The sequence below is a fragment of the Pseudomonas sp. LTGT-11-2Z genome, assembly GCF_003691445.1.
GTDB classification, from domain to species: Bacteria; Pseudomonadota; Gammaproteobacteria; order Pseudomonadales; family Pseudomonadaceae; genus Aquipseudomonas; species Aquipseudomonas monteilii.
Genome location: NZ_CP033104.1, coordinates 2,240,815 through 2,258,676, shown reverse-complemented (window position 1 = coordinate 2,258,676; position 17,862 = coordinate 2,240,815). Strand labels below are relative to the sequence as shown.

General features: G+C 61.3%; 16 protein-coding genes. 10 read left to right on the top strand and 6 right to left on the bottom strand.

The window, feature by feature from the left end; genetic code table 11:
- Positions 1–4: 4 nt before the first annotated feature.
- From D8767_RS10430 to D8767_RS10420, 3 genes are all read right to left on the bottom strand, one after another.
- Positions 5–700, bottom strand: a complete 696-nt coding sequence (locus tag D8767_RS10430; RefSeq protein ID WP_016711583.1) for a glutathione S-transferase N-terminal domain-containing protein — start codon at positions 698–700, stop codon at positions 5–7.
- An 87-nt stretch (positions 701–787) separates the two neighbouring features.
- The gene (locus D8767_RS10425) at positions 788–1,285 is read right to left on the bottom strand and encodes a PaaI family thioesterase (protein WP_016711584.1); all 498 of its coding nucleotides are present in this window, start codon (positions 1,283–1,285) and stop codon (positions 788–790) included.
- 57 nt (positions 1,286–1,342) lie between these two features.
- The gene (locus D8767_RS10420) at positions 1,343–2,725 is read right to left on the bottom strand and encodes an amino acid permease (RefSeq protein WP_016711585.1); all 1,383 of its coding nucleotides are present in this window, start codon (positions 2,723–2,725) and stop codon (positions 1,343–1,345) included.
- A 255-nt stretch (positions 2,726–2,980) separates the two neighbouring features.
- Here D8767_RS10420 and gcvA point away from each other — a divergent pair, with 255 nt between their 5' ends.
- Together gcvA and D8767_RS10410 are read left to right on the top strand one after the other, a co-directional pair.
- Positions 2,981–3,877, top strand: coding sequence for a transcriptional regulator GcvA (gcvA, locus tag D8767_RS10415; protein ID WP_016711586.1), 897 nt, complete (start codon positions 2,981–2,983; stop codon positions 3,875–3,877).
- 120 nt (positions 3,878–3,997) lie between these two features.
- On the top strand, positions 3,998–5,248 hold the full coding sequence (locus D8767_RS10410; RefSeq protein ID WP_016711587.1) for an aspartate aminotransferase family protein: 1,251 nt from the start codon (positions 3,998–4,000) through the stop codon (positions 5,246–5,248).
- Positions 5,249–5,251: 3 nt separating this feature from the next.
- Here D8767_RS10410 and D8767_RS10405 read toward each other — a convergent pair whose 3' ends face one another.
- Entirely contained in the window at positions 5,252–5,554 is a 303-nt protein-coding gene (locus D8767_RS10405; protein WP_016711588.1) for a hypothetical protein, read from the bottom strand.
- A 140-nt stretch (positions 5,555–5,694) separates the two neighbouring features.
- Here D8767_RS10405 and D8767_RS10400 point away from each other — a divergent pair, with 140 nt between their 5' ends.
- Both D8767_RS10400 and fusA read left to right on the top strand, forming a co-directional pair.
- Positions 5,695–6,120, top strand: coding sequence for a hypothetical protein (locus D8767_RS10400; RefSeq protein WP_016711589.1), 426 nt, complete (start codon positions 5,695–5,697; stop codon positions 6,118–6,120).
- 73 nt (positions 6,121–6,193) lie between these two features.
- Entirely contained in the window at positions 6,194–8,305 is a 2,112-nt protein-coding gene (gene fusA, locus D8767_RS10395) for an elongation factor G (protein ID WP_016711590.1), read from the top strand.
- A gap of 69 nt (positions 8,306–8,374) precedes the next feature.
- Here the strand turns inward: fusA and D8767_RS10390 are convergent, their stop codons facing one another.
- Positions 8,375–9,817: a SulP family inorganic anion transporter gene (locus tag D8767_RS10390; protein WP_016711591.1), complete on the bottom strand. Its 1,443-nt coding sequence runs from the start codon at positions 9,815–9,817 to the stop codon at positions 8,375–8,377.
- A 91-nt stretch (positions 9,818–9,908) separates the two neighbouring features.
- On the bottom strand, positions 9,909–11,069 hold the full coding sequence (locus tag D8767_RS10385; protein WP_016711592.1) for a hypothetical protein: 1,161 nt from the start codon (positions 11,067–11,069) through the stop codon (positions 9,909–9,911).
- A gap of 165 nt (positions 11,070–11,234) precedes the next feature.
- On the opposite strand from D8767_RS10385, the gene D8767_RS10380 reads away from it, so the two are divergent.
- The 6 genes from D8767_RS10380 (at position 11,235) to nuoC (ending at position 17,860) form a co-directional block, all read left to right on the top strand.
- Entirely contained in the window at positions 11,235–11,969 is a 735-nt protein-coding gene (locus tag D8767_RS10380) for a secretin N-terminal domain-containing protein (RefSeq protein ID WP_028699013.1), read from the top strand.
- Positions 11,970–12,462: 493 nt separating this feature from the next.
- On the top strand, positions 12,463–13,788 hold the full coding sequence (gene aceA / locus D8767_RS10375) for an isocitrate lyase (RefSeq protein WP_016711593.1): 1,326 nt from the start codon (positions 12,463–12,465) through the stop codon (positions 13,786–13,788).
- Between the two features lie 464 nt (positions 13,789–14,252).
- Positions 14,253–14,516 (top strand): hypothetical protein, encoded by a 264-nt coding sequence (locus D8767_RS10370; protein WP_016711594.1) that lies wholly within the window; start codon positions 14,253–14,255, stop codon positions 14,514–14,516.
- A 381-nt stretch (positions 14,517–14,897) separates the two neighbouring features.
- Complete coding sequence (locus D8767_RS10365; RefSeq protein WP_003251427.1) at positions 14,898–15,311, top strand: NADH-quinone oxidoreductase subunit A; 414 nt, start codon at positions 14,898–14,900, stop codon at positions 15,309–15,311.
- Between the two features lie 10 nt (positions 15,312–15,321).
- Positions 15,322–15,999, top strand: coding sequence for an NADH-quinone oxidoreductase subunit B family protein (locus D8767_RS10360; RefSeq protein WP_003251429.1), 678 nt, complete (start codon positions 15,322–15,324; stop codon positions 15,997–15,999).
- A 79-nt stretch (positions 16,000–16,078) separates the two neighbouring features.
- Positions 16,079–17,860 carry an NADH-quinone oxidoreductase subunit C/D gene (gene nuoC, locus D8767_RS10355; protein ID WP_016711595.1) on the top strand — a complete coding sequence of 594 codons (1,782 nt, stop codon included), beginning with the start codon at positions 16,079–16,081 and terminating at the stop codon, positions 17,858–17,860.
- The last annotated feature ends 2 nt before the right edge of the window (positions 17,861–17,862 follow it).

Genomic DNA, 17,862 nt, shown 5'->3' with positions numbered 1-17,862 from the left:
TCCGTCAGGCAGGAATCTTCAGGCCGCGCTGCACGGCTGGCCGTTCAAGGAAGGCGGCCAGTACCCGTTGCACTTCCTTGAACTGATCAAAGCCTACCAACTCCCGCGCGTTGTAACGTTCCACCAGGTTGCGTACCCACGGGAAGATGGCGATGTCGGCGATGCTGTACGCGCCCACCATCCACTCCCGCCCTTTCAGGTGCCGATCCAGCACACCCAGCAGCCGTTTGGACTCGTTGACATAGCGATCACGCGGACGCTTGTCTTCATATTCCTTGCCAGCAAAGAAATGGAAGAAGCCAACCTGGCCAAACATCGGCCCGATGCCGCCCATCTGGAACATCAGCCACTGCAGGGTCTGGTAACGCTGGGCAGGGTCCTGACTGAGCAGTTGGCCGCTCTTCTCCGCCAGGTACTGCAGGATCGCCCCCGACTCGAACAGCGGCAGCGGCTGACCACCCGGCCCGTTGGGGTCGAGGATGGCCGGGATCTTGTTATTCGCGCTGAGCGAGATGAACTCGGGGCTCAACTGGTCATCGTTGTCAAAACTGACCTTGTGCGCCTCGTAGGCCAGGCCGATTTCTTCGAGCATGATCGACACCTTGACGCCGTTGGGTGTCGGCAGCGAATACAGCTGCAGGCGTTCTGGGTGTTTGGCGGGCCACTTGCGGGTAATCGGGAAAGCACTGAGATCGGTCATGATCAGCCTTGCCTGGGGAATGAACCTGTCACTCTAGAGACATCCCCGGCCGCTGACCATCACCGACCATTTATCAGCGCTGGCAACTCAGGCCTGACCGTGGGCCTTGAGCTTGAGCTTTTCGGTGTCGACACGCACGAACACCGAGTCGGCGGTCACGGTCAGCACATCGTCGGCCCAGACCTCGCAGATCACCCGGCTCTTGCGCCCCACGTCCCCTTCCACACGCGCCTTGAGCAACAGCTCGACGCCCATGGGCGTGGGTTTCAGGTAGGTCAGGTTGAGCGTACCCGTGACGCAGTCGATGCGCGGCAGGCTGCCCGGCTCGCGGCCTTCATTGCGGTAGTGGTAAGCCATGGCCGTCCAGTTGGAATGACAGTCGACCAGCATCGCCAGCAGGCCGCCGTAAACCAGGCCGGGCCAGCCGATGAAGGTGCTGTCGGGCGCATGGCGGCATATCAGATGAACGCCGTCGGCGTCCCAGTGGCTTTGCAGGTGCAGCCCGCTGGGGTGGGAGCACCCGCAGCCATAACACGTGCCGTCGGGTGCCGCGAGGGCCTGGAGGGAAAGGGCTTGGTCGTTCATACGCTTCCTGTGCTTATTGAAATGGGGGCGCGCAACGCCCCCATTAAAGCAGAAACATCAGGCCGTCTGGGCAACCACCTTGGCACGCCGCTGGGTCAGCGAAACCAGCAGGATGAACAGGGTGACGCCAGCAGTCATCAGGGTTTCGTAGCGGTAGGCATCGCTGAACAGCATGTAGCCCAGCACCATGACGATGGTGCCGATCACCAGCCAGGTCAGCCACGGGAACAGCCACATTTTCAGTTCCAGCGGCCGCCCTTCGCGCTCGGCCCGGGCACGCATGCGCAGTTGCGACACGGCAATCACCAGGTACACCAGCAAGGCGATGGCACCGGTGGTGGACAGCAGGAAGCCGAACACCTTGCCCGGGAACACATAGTTGACGAAGCAACCGGCAAAGCCTGCCAGGGTGGAGAAGATCACCGCCACGGTCGGTACGCCGGAGCCGGAGATGCGCTTGGTAACGCTCAGTGCCTGACCACGGGCACCCAGCGAATAGAGCATGCGCGATGCGGTATACAGACCCGAGTTCATGCAACTGGTCACCGCTACCAGCACCACCAGGTCAACCAGCAGTTTGGCACCCGGCACGTTCAACACCTCCAGTACGCGCTGGAACGAACCGACCGCCTTGAGTTCAGGGTCGTTCCAGGCCACCAGCGACACCACCAGGAAAATCGACGCCAGATAGAAGATGGCGATGCGGTACACCACCAGGTTGGTGGCGCGGCGGATCTTGTCTTTCGGGTTGGCGGTTTCGTCAGCGGCAATGGTGACGATTTCGGCACCGAAGAACGAGAAGATGGTGATCAGTACACCACCCAGCACCGTCCCGAAGCCGTTGGGCATGAAGCCGCCGTTGTCCCAAAGTCGGCTGACCCCGGACACCTCTGCCAGCGGCCAGAAGCCGAACACGGCCAAGGTGCAGACCACGATGAAGGCAATGATCGCCACCACCTTGACCAGGGCAAACCAGTACTCGAAGGCACCGAAGTTCTTCACGCTGATCAGGTTGGTGCCCGACAGCACCAGCATGATCAGGAAGGCGAACAGCCACGATGGCACCCCAGGGAAGTAGGCGTGCAGGATGTCAGCGCCGGCAATGGCCTCGACAGGAATGATCAGCACCCAGAACCACCAGTACAGCCAACCGATGGTAAAGCCCGCCCATGGGCCAATGGCTTCGGAGGCATAGGTGGAAAACGAGCCGCTGTTAGGGTTGGCGATGGCCATTTCGCCCAGCATACGCATCACCAGCAAGACCAGCAGGCCGGTCATGGCGTAGGAGATGAGGATGGCCGGGCCGGCGGTGGCAATGGCGTTGGAGGAGCCGATGAACAGGCCGGCGCCGATGATGCCCGCAATGGAAATCATGGAAACCTGACGGGAGGTCAGGCCGTGCTGCAGGGAACGCTGTTTCTTGTTGTGTTGCGAAGCCATGAAGAACCCTCGAATGGGTCGGCCGCAGCGAAGCGGCTGAAGGTCGGAGCAGAATTCTTATAAATTTCTGATGTTCGTTGTTGTTGTTTTGCAGATGCCGGAAGCGGTTACAAACCTCCTCTTCGCACGACCGGTTGTAATCGTTGATCCAGGTCAGTATTAATCTATAGGCCGGGGTCAACAAACGACCTTTTCGAACCACATGATTCCGCTTTGGAATGAACTTCTTCCTTTTTTGCTCGGTATTTGCCCGTCATGTCCAAACGCCTGATGCCTTCGACCACCGCCCTTCAGTGCTTCGAAGCGGCCGCCCGCCACCTCAGCTTCACCCGCGCGGCGCAGGAACTGCACCTGACCCAGAGCGCCGTCAGCAAGCAGGTGGCGCAGCTTGAGGACATGCTCTCGCACTCGCTGTTCCAGCGCATTCGCCGCCGCCTGCACCTGACCCCGGCCGGCGCGCTGTACCTCACCGAAGTGAACAAGATCCTCACCCAGATCGACATTTCCAGCCGCTACATCCTCAGCTACGGCGATGAAACCGAAGTGCTGCGCATCGCCACCCAACCCACCTTCGGTGCACGCTGGCTGGTGCCCAGACTCAAGGGTTTTGGCGACCGCTACCCCCGTATTCACCTGGACGTGCGCAACGAGTTGGAACCGTTCGACCTGGTGCAGGCCAAGGCCGATATCGCGTTTTTCTTCGGCCAAGGCACCTGGCCCGGGGCGACCTGCATCGAGCTGTTCAGCGAAGAAGTGGTGCCGGTGTGCAGCCCGCAGCTATTGGCCAACCACCCTTTCGACAGTGCCCAGGCGCTGACCGAGCACCGGCTGCTGCAGTGCGTGTCACGGCCAGAGGCCTGGCACGAATGGTTTCTGGGGCTGGGGCTGCATAGCCAGAACAGCTACCACGGGCCGCGTTTCGACACGTTCTACCTGTGCATTCGCGCAGCGATTGCAGGCTGCGGTATCGCCCTGATTCCGCGCTATCTGGTGGCAGAGGAGCTAAGCGAGGGCAAGCTGGTGGTGGCCTGGGACCACCCGGTGGCGAGCAATGGCCGGCACTTCATCGCCCATGCCGAGCATGCGGCCGAAGTGCCGAAGATCCGGGCCTTTGTGCAGTGGATTCGGGAGCGGGTGGCTGAGGGCGATTGATATTGACCGCGCCGGCAAGATCACGAATCCACGGAATGACCGCAATCGAATAATTCGTTTGCGGAATAACCCGCCAACACGCTTGGATAATAAGAAACTCGAACAAGGTCCCGCGTGCCCATGAACCAGGAAAGTATCAGCCAATCCATTGCCATCGTTCACCCGATCACACTTTCCCATGGCCGCAATGCCGAAGTCTGGGACACCGACGGCAAACGTTACATCGACTTCGTCGGTGGTATCGGTGTGCTCAACCTGGGCCACTGCAACCCCGCCGTGGTCGAGGCGATCCAGACCCAGGCCACCCGCCTGACCCACTACGCCTTCAACGCCGCCCCGCACGGCCCGTATCTGGCACTGATGGAACAACTGAGCGGGTTCGTGCCCGTCAGCTACCCATTGGCCGGCATGCTCACCAACAGCGGTGCGGAAGCGGCCGAAAACGCCCTGAAAGTTGCTCGCGGCGCCACCGGCAAACGGGCCATCATCGCCTTCGACGGCGGCTTCCATGGCCGCACCCTGGCCACCCTGAACCTCAACGGCAAGGTCGCCCCGTACAAACAGCGGGTCGGTGAACTGCCTGGGCCGGTGTACCACCTGCCCTACCCCAGCGCCGACACCGGCGTGACCTGCGAGCAGGCGCTCAAGGCCATGGACCGCCTGTTCAGCGTCGAACTGGCTGTGGAAGACGTGGCAGCGTTCATTTTCGAGCCGGTGCAGGGAGAAGGCGGCTTCCTCGCCCTTGACCCCGCCTTCGCCCAGGCCCTGCGCCGCTTCTGCGACGAGCGCGGCATCCTGATTATCATCGACGAAATCCAGTCGGGCTTCGGCCGCACCGGCCAACGCTTCGCCTTCCCACGCCTTGGCATCGAACCCGACCTGTTGCTGCTGGCCAAGAGCATTGCCGGTGGCATGCCACTGGGTGCGGTGGTCGGGCGCAAGGAATTGATGGCCGCCCTACCCAAGGGCGGCCTGGGCGGCACCTATTCGGGCAACCCGATTGCCTGTGCGGCGGCGCTGGCCAGCCTGGCGCAGATGACCGACGAGAACATCGCCACCTGGGGTGAGCGCCAGGAGCAGGCCATCGTCAGCCGCCATCAGCGCTGGCAGGCCTCGGGCCTGAGCCCGTTCATCGGCCGCCTGACCGGCGTGGGCGCCATGCGTGGCATCGAGTTCGTCAATGCCGATGGCAGCCCGGCGCCGGCACAACTGGCCAAGGTGATGGACGCCGCGCGGGCCAAGGGCTTGTTGCTGATGCCCAGCGGCAAGGCACGGCACATCATCCGCCTGTTGGCACCACTGACCATCGAGGCCGAGGTGCTCGAAGAAGGCCTGGATATCCTCCAGCAGTGCCTGGCCGAGCTGAACTGAGGCTTACAGCCCCAGTTCTTGCGGGGTGAGCATGTCGGACTCGAAGGCAATCCAGCCGCCTTCGAGTTCGGCATGGCCGTTGACGATCGGGCCGTAGTAGGTCAGGCCGTTCTCCAGGGTCACGCAAATGTGCGTGGCCGATTTCTCGGGGGCTGCGAGCGTACCGACGAAATGCACCTTCTTCAGGGTTTCGGTCACCGCTTCCAGGCCAACGCGCATGTTGGGGTTTTCCGAGGCCTCGGTATCTGCGCCGCGGTCTTCAGCGCTGATGGTCACGGTGGCGATGTACGGGTACTTGGTGCTCAAGCGGGGTTACCTCAGTGGATGTGTAGGCGTATGGGCGCGTAGAGTACGGCAGGCGGTCCCGGTTGTCTCTACAGGTGATCTGAATGCCTCGATCTGTTAGGGTGCCCGCCGATGCACGCCACACCACACGAGGATCCCGAGTGAGCGCCGAAGAACCCCTGATCGCCGACCTGTTCGATGTCGACAAACGCCTGTCCCTCAAGCCCGTCGTGGACTTCAACAGCTACCTGCGCAATGCCTTCGGCGAAGGCCCGTGCCGCTGCCACCGCTGCGCCGAAGGTGGTGACGAGAGCACCTACAGCCACGCCCACAGCTTCACCTTCGACGGCCGTCAGTGGCACCGCCGGTTTGCCAGCACCTCGGGTAGCGATGTTGCCCAAGCGCTGAAGAAGGCCTGGCTGTCGTACACCAAGGTCGACCTCAACCTGGTCGGCGCGCTGGACCTGAGCACCCTCAAGACCTTCACCGAAGCCGCGCTGCACCCGCGCCTGCTGGCCCTGCTGCCAGCCAGCGGCCTGGCCCGTGAATTGGATGGCCAATGGATGCTGCAAGCCCAGGGCGACTGACGGCCCGGCGGCAGGGCAGGATTCCACCGGTCTGCTAACGTGGTGGAATCCGCCCATCCGCAGGTAGTCCGCCATGGCCCGCACAACGCCCATCGAGCTGTACCGCAATATCGGCATCGTCGCACACGTTGACGCCGGCAAGACCACGACTACCGAGCGGATCCTGTTCTACACCGGGGTCAACCACAAGATGGGCGAGGTGCACGATGGCGCCGCGACCATGGACTGGATGGCACAGGAGCAGGAGCGCGGCATCACCATCACCTCGGCGGCGACCACGGCGTTCTGGCAAGGCTCGACCAAACAGTTCGCGCACAAGTACCGCTTCAACATCATCGACACCCCCGGCCACGTCGACTTCACCATCGAGGTGGAGCGCTCGTTGCGCGTGCTCGATGGCGCGGTGGTGGTATTCAGCGGCGCTGACGGGGTGGAGCCACAGTCCGAGACGGTCTGGCGCCAGGCCAACAAGTACCATGTGCCACGCCTGGCCTACATCAACAAGATGGACCGTCAGGGTGCTGACTTCCTGCGCGTGGTCAAGCAGATCGACCAGCGCCTGGGGCACCACCCGGTACCCATCCAGCTGGCCATCGGCAGCGAAGAAAACTTCGTCGGCCAAATCGACCTCGTGAAAATGAAGGCCATCTACTGGAACGATGCCGACCAGGGCACCAGCTACCGCGAAGAACCCATTCCCGCAGAACTGCAGGCGCTGGCCGACGAATGGCGTGCGCATATGATCGAGGCCGCCGCCGAGGCCAACGATGAGCTGACCATGAAGTTTCTCGAAGGCGAGGAATTGAGTGTCGACGAGATCAAGGCTGCGCTGCGCCAACGCACCATCGCCAACGAAATTGTACCGACCATCCTCGGCTCCTCGTTCAAGAACAAAGGCGTGCCGCTGATGCTCGACGCGGTGATCGACTACCTGCCCGCCCCGTCGGAAATCCCGGCGATCAAGGGCACCGACCCCGACGACGAAGAGAAGCACCTGGAGCGCCACGCCGACGACAAAGAGCCGTTCTCGGCCCTGGCATTCAAGATCGCCACCGACCCCTTCGTCGGCACCCTCACCTTCGCCCGGGTGTATTCCGGCGTACTCAGCTCGGGCAACGCAGTACTGAACTCGGTCAAGGGCAAGAAGGAACGCATCGGCCGCATGGTGCAGATGCACGCCAACCAGCGCGCCGAAATCAAGGACGTGTGCGCCGGCGACATCGCGGCGCTGATCGGCATGAAGGACGTGACCACCGGCGACACCCTGTGCGACATGGACAAGCCGATCATCCTGGAGCGCATGGACTTCCCCGACCCGGTGATTTCCGTGGCCGTCGAGCCGAAGACCAAGGCCGACCAGGAAAAAATGGGCATCGCCCTGGGCAAGCTGGCCCAGGAAGACCCGTCATTCCGCGTGCGCACCGACGAAGAAACCGGCCAGACCATCATTTCGGGCATGGGCGAGTTGCACCTGGACATCATCGTCGACCGCATGCGCCGCGAGTTCAATGTCGAGGCCAACATCGGCAAGCCGCAGGTGGCCTACCGCGAAAAAATCCGCAATACCTGCGAGATCGAGGGGCGTTTCGTCCGCCAGTCCGGCGGCCGTGGCCAGTATGGTCACTGCTGGATCCGCTTCGCCCCTGGCGACGAAGGCAAGGAAGGCCTGGAGTTCATCAACGAGATTGTCGGTGGCGTGGTACCACGCGAATACATTCCGGCGATCCAGAAAGGTATCGAAGAGCAGATGAAAAACGGCGTACTGGCCGGCTACCCGCTCATCAACCTGAAAGCGGCGGTGTATGACGGCTCTTACCACGATGTCGACTCCAACGAAATGGCCTACAAGATCGCTGCGTCGATGGCCACCAAACAGCTGTCGCAGAAAGGTGGCGCGGTGCTGCTGGAGCCGGTGATGAAGGTGGAGGTGGTGACGCCGGAGGAATACCAGGGCGACATTCTGGGTGACCTGAGCCGACGCCGCGGGATGATTCAGGACGGTGACGAAACGCCGGCAGGCAAGGTGATCCGTGCCGAGGTGCCGCTGGGCGAAATGTTCGGCTATGCCACCTCGATGCGCTCGATGACCCAGGGCCGAGCGAGCTTTTCGATGGAGTTCACCCGCTATGCCGAGGCACCGGCCAGTATTGCCGATGCCATTGTGAAGAAGAACCGCGGGGAGTGACTCATTAGCCTGTGCCGGCCTCTTCGCGGCTAAAGCCGCGAAGAGGCCGGCACAGGCTACCACCCACCCTCAGTGCTGCTCACCTGCCCGCTTCAGTAGCTTCTTGCACCGCTCCGACAAGTGCACAACCCGCAGCTGCTTGCCCGCCTTGGCATACCGTTCACGCAGGGTCTTCAATGCCGCAATCGCCGAGTAATCGACAAAGCTCAGATGCTGGCAATCCAGCGTAACCTGAGCAGGGTCGCTGGCCGTATCGAACTGGTTGAGGAACGAGGTGGTAGAGGCAAAGAACAACGTGCCATGTACCTGATAATGCTTGCCGCCCTGCGCATCCTCATGGCAGTCCGCATACAACTCCCGCGCATGCTGCCAGGCAAAGTTAAGGGCCGCGATGATGATGCCGAACAGCACCGCCATGGCCAGGTCGGTAAACACTGTCACGACAGTGACCGCAATGATCGCCAGCACGTCATTCACCGGCACTTTGTTAAGCACCCGCAGCGACGCCCAGGCAAAGGTCTGCTGGGCCACCACGAACATCACCCCGACCAGCGCTGCCAGCGGAATGCGCTCGATCAGCGGCGACAGGAACAACACGAACAGCAAGATCATCACCCCGGCCACCACCCCGGACAGCCGGCCACGGCCATTGGAACTGAGGTTGATCACCGTCTGCCCGATCATCGCGCAGCCACCCATGCCGCCGCACAGGCCCGAGACCATGTTCGCCGCACCCAGCGCCACGCACTCGCGGTCCGGGAAGCCTCGGCTCTCGGTGATTTCATCGGTCAGGTTGAGGGTAAGCAGGGTTTCCAGCAGCCCGACCATGGCCATCAGCACTGCGTAGGGGGCGATGATCTTCAGGGTTTCCAGGTTCCAGGGCACATCCGGCAGCGCCAGCCCCGGCAGGCCACCGGCGATGTGCGCCATGTCACCCAGGGTGCGGGTGGGCAGCCCGAGCAGGTACACCAGCAGGCCAACACCCAGGATCGCCACCAGCGCCGGCGGAACTGCACGGGTCAGCTTCGGCAGCACGTAAACCACCGCCATTGTCAGGGCTACCAGCCCGATCATCAGGTACAGCGGCGCACCACTGAGCCAGTGCTCACCGTCCTTGAAATGCTCCAGCTGAGCCATGGCGATGACGATGGCCAAGCCGTTCACGAAGCCAAGCATCACCGGGTACGGCACCAGGCGTACCAGTTTGCCCAAGCGCAGCAGGCCGAACAGGATCATCACCACCCCGCCCAGCAACACCGTCGCCAGCAGGTACTGCACGCCATGCTGCACCACCAGCGCGACGATCACCACGGCCATTGAGCCAGCGGCGCCAGAGATCATCCCGGGCCGACCACCGAACAGCGCAGTCAGGGTACAGATGATGAATGCGCCATACAGGCCCATCAAAGGGTTGAGGTGGGCCACCAGGGCAAAAGCGATGCACTCGGGCACCAGGGCGAACGAGGTGGTGAGGCCGGCGAGCAGGTCGGCACGTAGTCGGGCGGGTTTCATGGATATCCTGTGGTGCGGCCCGGGCGGGCGATACAAAAACAAGGGGCGCGATGTTACGGAATTTGTCTGGCAGCGGCCACCGCGAAGGCCGCTAGCGCGCAGCGCGGGTCAGCCACTCGGCCATGGCGGCATCCTCCAGCGCATACTCACCACGATTGGCTTTCCATACCAGTTCCTTCTCGCGCAAAGCATCCAGCGCTTTCTGTACGTTAGGCGTGCTGGCGATGACCTCTGCCTGAGCCTGCTCCAGCTTGCGACTTACCTCGACCAAAGTCTGCTCGGTAAATGGCGAAAACGGTTGGCGGCCTAGCGTGCGCTCGGCCATGACCTCAAGCACAGCTTGCTGCAAGGGTGAGAGTTCGTTCCAGGCACTTTCGTAGTCGCTCCACACGCCAGCCTGATGATTGAGCGCCCCGGTGCGCAGAAGTTCGCCCAAATTGCCCGCTTCTCCCAGACCAACGCTGACCTCGGCCAGTAATTTGTTGAGCATTTCCGGGCGCCGCCCCACCCGCTCAAAAGCGTACGCCAGGTCATCAACCTTGAATTGATTACTGTCTGCCAGGCGCCGATTCCACAGCGCAGTGATGAACTCGACATATTCACCCCCCAACAACGGGAATGGCGTGATACTGGCGCCGAAGAAGGGCTGCTTGCTTTTGAGCACCAGGTTGGCCAACTTGTCCCGGCTGGAGCCAGTGAACACCAGCCGCAGGCCATCCGGGCGATCACCACGGTTCAGGTTGTCACGCGCAGCCTTGAGGGCGAACATCGCGTTAAGGCCATCTTCGCTGTTGAGGGCATGCTGGGCCTCATCGATGATCAGCACAACCATCTGGCCCGACACTTGGTGCAATACAGCAAGTGCCTGAGCGAGGGTAGTACCCGACGGTAGTTGAGGCCGAGTGAAATCCCAGCTGAGGGTGCGCAGCAGGTTGATCTTGTCGATACCGGCCTTTTTCGCAGTTTTCGTGAGCGCGCCTTCAAAGCTAGCCAGCGCTGCACCGATCGCACCACTGATGAGCTCGGCCGGATCCGCATTACGGTCCGACCAGAGGTCGACGTAAACCGGCAGCCAACCCAGATGCACGCACTCAGGGATGAAGTCGTTATTGAGGAAGGTGCTTTTCCCTGTACGCCGTGGTGCGGCAAGGAACATGCCCGAACTGTAGTCGACCAGTGACTCGCCAGCCAGGTCTTTGGCCAGGGCCTTGGCCAATTGGTCGCGACGCAGGAGCGGGCGGATCGGAGACATGGCTTTATCCTCAATTATCTCGCTGACTATAATTTATAGCTTACAAGATAAAGCAAGATAAATCACATTTCCGCATTTCTCTCCATTGCGGCGCTTGTGATCCATGGCCGGCAAATCCCCGACAAATTTGCCATCATGTTGATTCCCCCCGCGGAGATCATGGACATGCCGCTACGCCCCCTTTTCACCACCCTGCTGCTGGTTACCAGCCTCGTCGCCCAGGCCGCCACCGAGGTGGTGCCGCTGCAGCACCGCGCCAGCGCCGAACTGCTGCCTGCGGCGCAGGCATTCGTCGGCAAGGACGGCACAGTCAGCGCCTTCGAGAACAAGCTGATCGTCAACGCCAGCCCCGAGCGCATCGACGACCTGCGCGCCCTGCTGCAACAACTGGACACCGTCCCCAAACGCCTGCTGATCAGCGTCGACAACAACGACAGCAACTTCCAGGACAACCGTGGCAATGCCCATGTTATCCACTACGGCACCAGCAACCGCGACGGCGGCATGCAACAAATCCAGGCCAGCGAAGGCCAGCCGGCGCTGATCCAGGTTGGCCAGAGCATCCCGATCACCAGCACCAGTACCGACGGCTACGGGCGCCTGCAGAGCAACACCGAATACCGCAACGTGACGCAGGGTTTCTACGTTACGCCAAGCCTGAGCGGCGATACGGTTCGTCTGCAAATTAGCACCAATAATGACCGCATCAGCCATGAACGTGCAGATGTAGTGAAAGTACAAAGTACCGACACGACCGTCACCGGCAAGCTCGGCGAATGGATCACCCTGGCAGGCTACAACCAGCAGAGCCAAGCCGACCGCAGCACGTCAAGCCGCAGTTACAGCACCCAGCGCGGTGAAAACATGACGCTGCGTGTCAAAGTCGACCTTCTCGACTGATCCCAGGCAATTCAAGGCCTCGACCAAAGGCCTTGAAACTGACTGCCAAGTCGCATTAGACCAAAGATGTAGTAAGCGAAAAATTCCACTACAAAACATTTGACATGCCCTTTTTCCCAAGGGCATGATGGCCTCGCTCCCGCTAATCAGGGGCCCTGGCAAGGGCCTTCGAGGCGTGCTCCTCCCACCCCTGGAGGCGCCTCGTGTCTATACGGCCCACAAGGCGGTTCGACGGGATTGCGACTGCAACGAAGAAGTTGTCCCGAGGGACGGAAGCGCATCACCGCAGTACTGGCAATCGCGTAGCACCGCAGCAAGGCAACCACGAGCCGACCTGCCGGAGCACACCTTCGCCTGGCCTGCCCACCCTTCCCCCTTCGAGCCTTCGCGTTCGCCGCCGCACTCTCTAGAACAGGACAGCCGCCAGGCACCCTGATCTGCACCCGGGCATCAGCACAATTAACCCAAGATCGATGCGACGAGGTTTATTTCCATGGCACTGACACGCGAACAGCAAATTGCAGCCCTCGAGAAAGACTGGGCCGAGAACCCGCGCTGGAAAGGCGTGACCCGCACCTACTCCGCCGCCGATGTCGTTCGCCTGCGTGGCTCCATCCAGCCGGAGCACACCTTTGCTCGCCAAGGCGCAGAAAAACTGTGGAAGCTGGTCACCGAAGGTGCCCACCCGTCCTTCCGCCCAGAAAAAGATTTCGTGAACTGCATGGGCGCCCTCACCGGCGGCCAGGCAGTGCAACAGGTAAAAGCCGGCATCCAGGCCATCTACCTGTCCGGCTGGCAAGTAGCCGCCGACAACAACTCGGCCGAGTCCATGTACCCTGACCAGTCGCTGTACCCGGTCGATTCGGTACCGACCGTAGTCAAGCGCATCAACAACGCCTTCCGCCGCGCCGACCAGATCCAGTGGAAAGCCGGCAAGAACCCAGGCGACGATGGCTACATCGACTACTTCGCCCCCATCGTGGCTGACGCCGAAGCCGGTTTCGGTGGCGTACTGAACGCCTACGAACTGATGAAGAACATGATCGAAGCAGGCGCCGCCGGCGTGCACTTCGAAGACCAGCTGGCCTCGGTCAAAAAATGTGGTCACATGGGTGGCAAGGTACTGGTACCGACCCAGGAAGCCGTACAAAAGCTGGTGGCCGCGCGCCTGGCAGCCGACGTGTCGGGCGTGCCTACCATCATCCTGGCCCGCACCGACGCCAACGCCGCCGACCTGCTGACCAGCGACTGCGACCCGTACGACCAGCCGTTCGTGATCGGCGAGCGTACCCGTGAAGGCTTCTACAAGGTACGCGCCGGCCTCGACCAGGCCATCGCCCGCGGCCTGGCCTATGCGCCGTACGCCGACCTGATCTGGTGCGAAACCGCCAAGCCAGACCTGGACGAAGCCCGCCGCTTCGCCGAAGCGATCAAGAAGGAATACCCGGACCAGATCCTGTCGTACAACTGCTCGCCTTCGTTCAACTGGAAGAAGAACCTGGACGACGCGACCATCGCCAAGTTCCAGCGCGAGCTGTCGGCCATGGGCTACAAGCACCAGTTCATCACCCTGGCTGGCATTCACAACATGTGGCACGGCATGTTCAACCTGGCGCACGACTACGCCCGCAACGACATGACCGCCTACGTGAAGCTGCAAGAGCAGGAATTCGCGGACGCCAGCAAAGGCTACACCTTCGTGGCGCACCAGCAGGAAGTGGGCACTGGCTACTTCGACGACATGACCACCGTGATCCAGGGTGGCGCATCGTCGGTGACTGCACTGACTGGTTCGACCGAGGAAGAGCAGTTCCACTGATAGTGGGCTGCTGCTGAACGAAGGCCCGGAGCTTGTGAAAGCTCCGGGCCTTTATTTTCAGAAGCCTTTGAAAATGTTTCTGGGCTGGGAGGTGTTCGCCACAGCATCTTCAACGCCCGTGATACCGAGCGCCGCCTGCGCGGCGCATCGCGAGCTGCGCTCGCTCCTACGTCTGTTTCGGGCCAATTATTCCTGGGGGATTTGCGCGCGTACGCCTTGGCGCGTGGCGTGAAATCGCGCCTTACAAACAAGGCGGTCGCGCGCGCCTGTCACTGGCTTTATTGGTCCGAAACAGACGTAGGAGCGAGCGCAGCTCGCGATGCGCCGCGCGGGCGGCGCTCGATCTCACTGGCGCCCCATTCCTTTCGCCAAGCCCATGGCAGCCCTCACACAATCCAAATGCATCACCAGCAAAACCCAGGATCAGGTCTATGCTTCAGGCAGCACAGCAGCAAGGACCGCCCATGCCTCGTCCAAGCCACCTGATCATTCTCGCCCTGGCCGCCGCCCTCTATATATATGCACTGTCCAGCGACAAGTCCCTGCTTGCCCTGCCGACCAAGCCCATCCCTGGGCCGACCCTGATCGTTTGGCTGCACAGCGCCGCGCCCTACCTGATCATCCTGACCTACTGGCTCGGTCAGTGGGCGATCGCTTCATCAGTCGGTCATCGCTCAATCGATAAAGTATTGACCCAGAGCGGTGCACGAAGCGCCGGAAGCTGCTAGAACAAGAGCCTTTCGCATTTGCAAGTAGGGAGAATCGCCAGATGAACTTTGCAAGGCGCAGAACAGCCAAATTAGAAGGCATCAGGTCAAATGATATTAATTATCATTTAGAAAATTATAATTCGTTACCACTCGCAAGAAACATAATTAACAAAACAGCACGCAATGCCCGAATCTCAAGGCTTTCAGCCAGTTACGCGCGTGTTTTGTTCTTAATCCTACGAATAAATTTGCGACAGAAATTTTACTTGCACCGGGTTTACCCATAAAATCAGCGCGATTGATTCAGCTGCGACATTTGGTCACTGCACCTGCGACACCACGTCGCCGCTTTACTTATTTCAGACTGCAGAGCTGGGTCTCTGTATAAGGATCTCTAGCATGTCCGATTCGGCAGGACTCATCGCCCACAACTGGGGCTTTGCCATCTTCCTCCTGGGTGTCGTCGGCCTGTGTGCCTTCATGCTCGGCCTGTCCAGCCTGCTCGGTAGCAAGGCCTGGGGCCGCGCCAAGAACGAACCCTTCGAATCCGGCATGCTGCCCGTCGGCAGCGCCCGCCTGCGCCTGTCCGCCAAATTCTATCTGGTCGCGATGCTGTTCGTGATCTTCGATATCGAAGCCCTCTTTCTCTTTGCATGGTCTGTGTCCGTCCGCGAAAGCGGCTGGACCGGGTTCGTCGAAGCTCTCGTTTTCATAGCAATTCTGTTGGCAGGTCTTGTCTACCTATGGCGCGTCGGTGCTCTTGATTGGGCTCCCGAAGGTCGCCGCAAGCGGCAAGCGAAGCTGAAACAATGAGGCTTTGGCAATGCAATACAATCTCACCAGAATCGATCCGGATGCGCCTAACGAGCAGTACCCGGTAGGTGAACGGGAAACCGTCACCGACCAGCTGCTAGAGGACCAGGTCCACAAGAACATCTTCATGGGCAAGCTTGAAGATGTGCTACGTGGCGCGGTCAACTGGGGTCGCAAGAACTCCCTCTGGCCGTACAACTTCGGCCTGTCCTGCTGCTACGTGGAAATGACCACGGCCTTCACGGCACCCCACGACATCGCCCGCTTCGGCGCCGAAGTCATCCGGGCATCGCCGCGTCAGGCCGACTTCATGGTCATCGCCGGTACCTGTTTCGTCAAAATGGCGCCGATCATCCAGCGCCTGTACGAGCAGATGCTCGAGCCCAAGTGGGTCATCTCCATGGGGTCGTGCGCCAACTCCGGTGGCATGTACGACATTTACTCGGTCGTTCAGGGGGTCGACAAGTTCCTCCCCGTGGACGTCTATGTGCCTGGCTGCCCGCCACGCCCTGAGGCTTTCCTGCAAGGCTTGATGCTGTTGCAGGAGTCGATCGGCCAAGAACGACGCCCGCTTTCGTGGGTTGTTGGTGATCAAGGTATTTACCGTGCCGAGATGCCAGCCCAGAAAGACCTGCGTCGTGAGCAGCGCATTGCAGTAACCAACCTGCGCAGCCCCGACGAAGTCTGATCCAGCGACCTGCCGCCCGCTCCCGAAGGAGCCGGCGGCCTGGCTTCATTCTTAACGTTGACCCAAAGCGACCGAGACCATGACAGCGGACAACGCTATTTTCATTCCGCCCTACAAGGCTGACGACCAGGATGTGGTCGTCGAACTGAACAACCGTTTTGGCGCCGAAGCATTCGTCGCCCAGGAAACCCGCACCGGCATGCCCGTGCTGTGGGTCAAGCGCGCCCAGCTCAAAGAGGTGCTCAGCTTCCTGCGTGGCGTGGCCAAGCCGTACAGCATGCTGTACGACCTGCACGGCGTCGACGAACGTCTGCGCACTCAGCGCCGTGGCCTGCCAGCTGCCGACTTCAGCGTGTTCTACCACCTGCTGTCGGTCGAGCGTAACAGCGACGTGATGATCAAGGTGTCGCTGAGCGAAGGCGACCTGAACCTGCCGACCGTGACCGGTATCTGGCCGAACGCCAACTGGTACGAGCGCGAAGTCTGGGACATGTTCGGCATCGACTTTGCCGGCCACCCGCATCTCAGCCGCATCATGATGCCGCCCACTTGGGAAGGCCACCCGCTGCGCAAGGACTACCCGGCCCGTGCCACCGAGTTCGACCCCTACAGCCTGACCCTCGCCAAGCAACAGCTTGAAGAGGAATCGGCGCGCTTCAACCCGGAAGCCTGGGGCATGAAGCGTCAGGGCGCCAACGAGGACTACATGTTCCTCAACCTCGGCCCCAACCACCCTTCGGCGCACGGTGCGTTCCGTATTGTCCTGCAGCTGGACGGTGAAGAGATCGTCGACTGCGTACCGGACATCGGCTACCACCACCGTGGTGCCGAAAAAATGGCCGAGCGCCAGTCCTGGCACAGCTTCATCCCCTACACCGACCGTATCGACTACCTCGGCGGGGTGATGAACAACCTGCCGTACGTGCTCGCGGTCGAGAAGCTGGCCGGTATCAAGGTGCCGCAGAAAGTCGACGTGATTCGCATCATGCTCGCAGAGTTCTTCCGCATCACCAGCCACCTGCTGTTCCTGGGCACCTACATCCAGGACGTCGGCGCCATGACCCCGGTGTTCTTCACCTTCACCGACCGCCAGCGCGCCTACACCGTGATCGAAGCGATCACCGGCTTCCGCCTGCACCCGGCCTGGTACCGCATCGGCGGCGTCGCCCACGACCTGCCACGCGGTTGGGACAAGCTGGTCAAGGACTTCGTCGAATGGCTGCCCAAGCGCCTCGACGAATACACCAAGGCTGCCCTGCAGAACAGCATCCTCAAGGGCCGTACCATCGGCGTTGCCGCGTACAACACCAAGGAAGCCCTGGCCTGGGGTACTACCGGTGCCGGCCTGCGTGCCACCGGTTGCGACTTCGACCTGCGTAAAGCCCGCCCTTACTCCGGCTACGAGAACTTCGAGTTCGAAGTACCGCTGGCCCACAACGGCGATGCCTACGATCGCTGCATGGTCCGTGTCGAGGAGATGCGCCAGAGTATCCGCATCATCGACCAGTGCCTGCGCAACATGCCGGAAGGCCCGTACAAGGCGGATCACCCGCTGACCACGCCGCCGCCGAAAGAGCGCACCCTGCAGCACATCGAAACCCTCATCACGCACTTCCTGCAAGTCTCGTGGGGCCCGGTCATGCCGGCCAACGAGTCGTTCCAGATGATCGAGGCGACCAAGGGCATCAACAGTTACTACCTGACGAGCGATGGCGGCACCATGAGCTACCGCACCCGGATCCGTACCCCGAGCTACCCGCACCTGCAGCAGATCCCTTCGGTGATCAAAGGCAGCATGGTCGCCGACCTCATCGCGTACCTGGGCAGTATCGACTTCGTTATGGCTGACGTGGACCGCTAAGC

Excerpts from the sequence above, each read along its gene's own strand:
- D8767_RS10430 (WP_016711583.1), bottom strand. The coding sequence starts at position 700 with ATGACCGATCTCAGTGCTTTCCCGATTACCCGCAAGTGGCCCGCCAAA.
- D8767_RS10425 (WP_016711584.1), bottom strand. The coding sequence starts at position 1,285 with ATGAACGACCAAGCCCTTTCCCTCCAGGCCCTCGCGGCACCCGACGGC.
- D8767_RS10420 (WP_016711585.1), bottom strand. The coding sequence starts at position 2,725 with ATGGCTTCGCAACACAACAAGAAACAGCGTTCCCTGCAGCACGGCCTG.
- gcvA (WP_016711586.1), top strand. The coding sequence starts at position 2,981 with ATGTCCAAACGCCTGATGCCTTCGACCACCGCCCTTCAGTGCTTCGAA.
- D8767_RS10410 (WP_016711587.1), top strand. The coding sequence starts at position 3,998 with ATGAACCAGGAAAGTATCAGCCAATCCATTGCCATCGTTCACCCGATC.
- fusA (WP_016711590.1), top strand. The coding sequence starts at position 6,194 with ATGGCCCGCACAACGCCCATCGAGCTGTACCGCAATATCGGCATCGTC.
- D8767_RS10390 (WP_016711591.1), bottom strand. The coding sequence starts at position 9,817 with ATGAAACCCGCCCGACTACGTGCCGACCTGCTCGCCGGCCTCACCACC.
- D8767_RS10385 (WP_016711592.1), bottom strand. The coding sequence starts at position 11,069 with ATGTCTCCGATCCGCCCGCTCCTGCGTCGCGACCAATTGGCCAAGGCC.
- D8767_RS10380 (WP_028699013.1), top strand. The coding sequence starts at position 11,235 with ATGCCGCTACGCCCCCTTTTCACCACCCTGCTGCTGGTTACCAGCCTC.
- aceA (WP_016711593.1), top strand. The coding sequence starts at position 12,463 with ATGGCACTGACACGCGAACAGCAAATTGCAGCCCTCGAGAAAGACTGG.
- D8767_RS10370 (WP_016711594.1), top strand. The coding sequence starts at position 14,253 with ATGCCTCGTCCAAGCCACCTGATCATTCTCGCCCTGGCCGCCGCCCTC.
- D8767_RS10365 (WP_003251427.1), top strand. The coding sequence starts at position 14,898 with ATGTCCGATTCGGCAGGACTCATCGCCCACAACTGGGGCTTTGCCATC.
- D8767_RS10360 (WP_003251429.1), top strand. The coding sequence starts at position 15,322 with ATGCAATACAATCTCACCAGAATCGATCCGGATGCGCCTAACGAGCAG.
- nuoC (WP_016711595.1), top strand. The coding sequence starts at position 16,079 with ATGACAGCGGACAACGCTATTTTCATTCCGCCCTACAAGGCTGACGAC.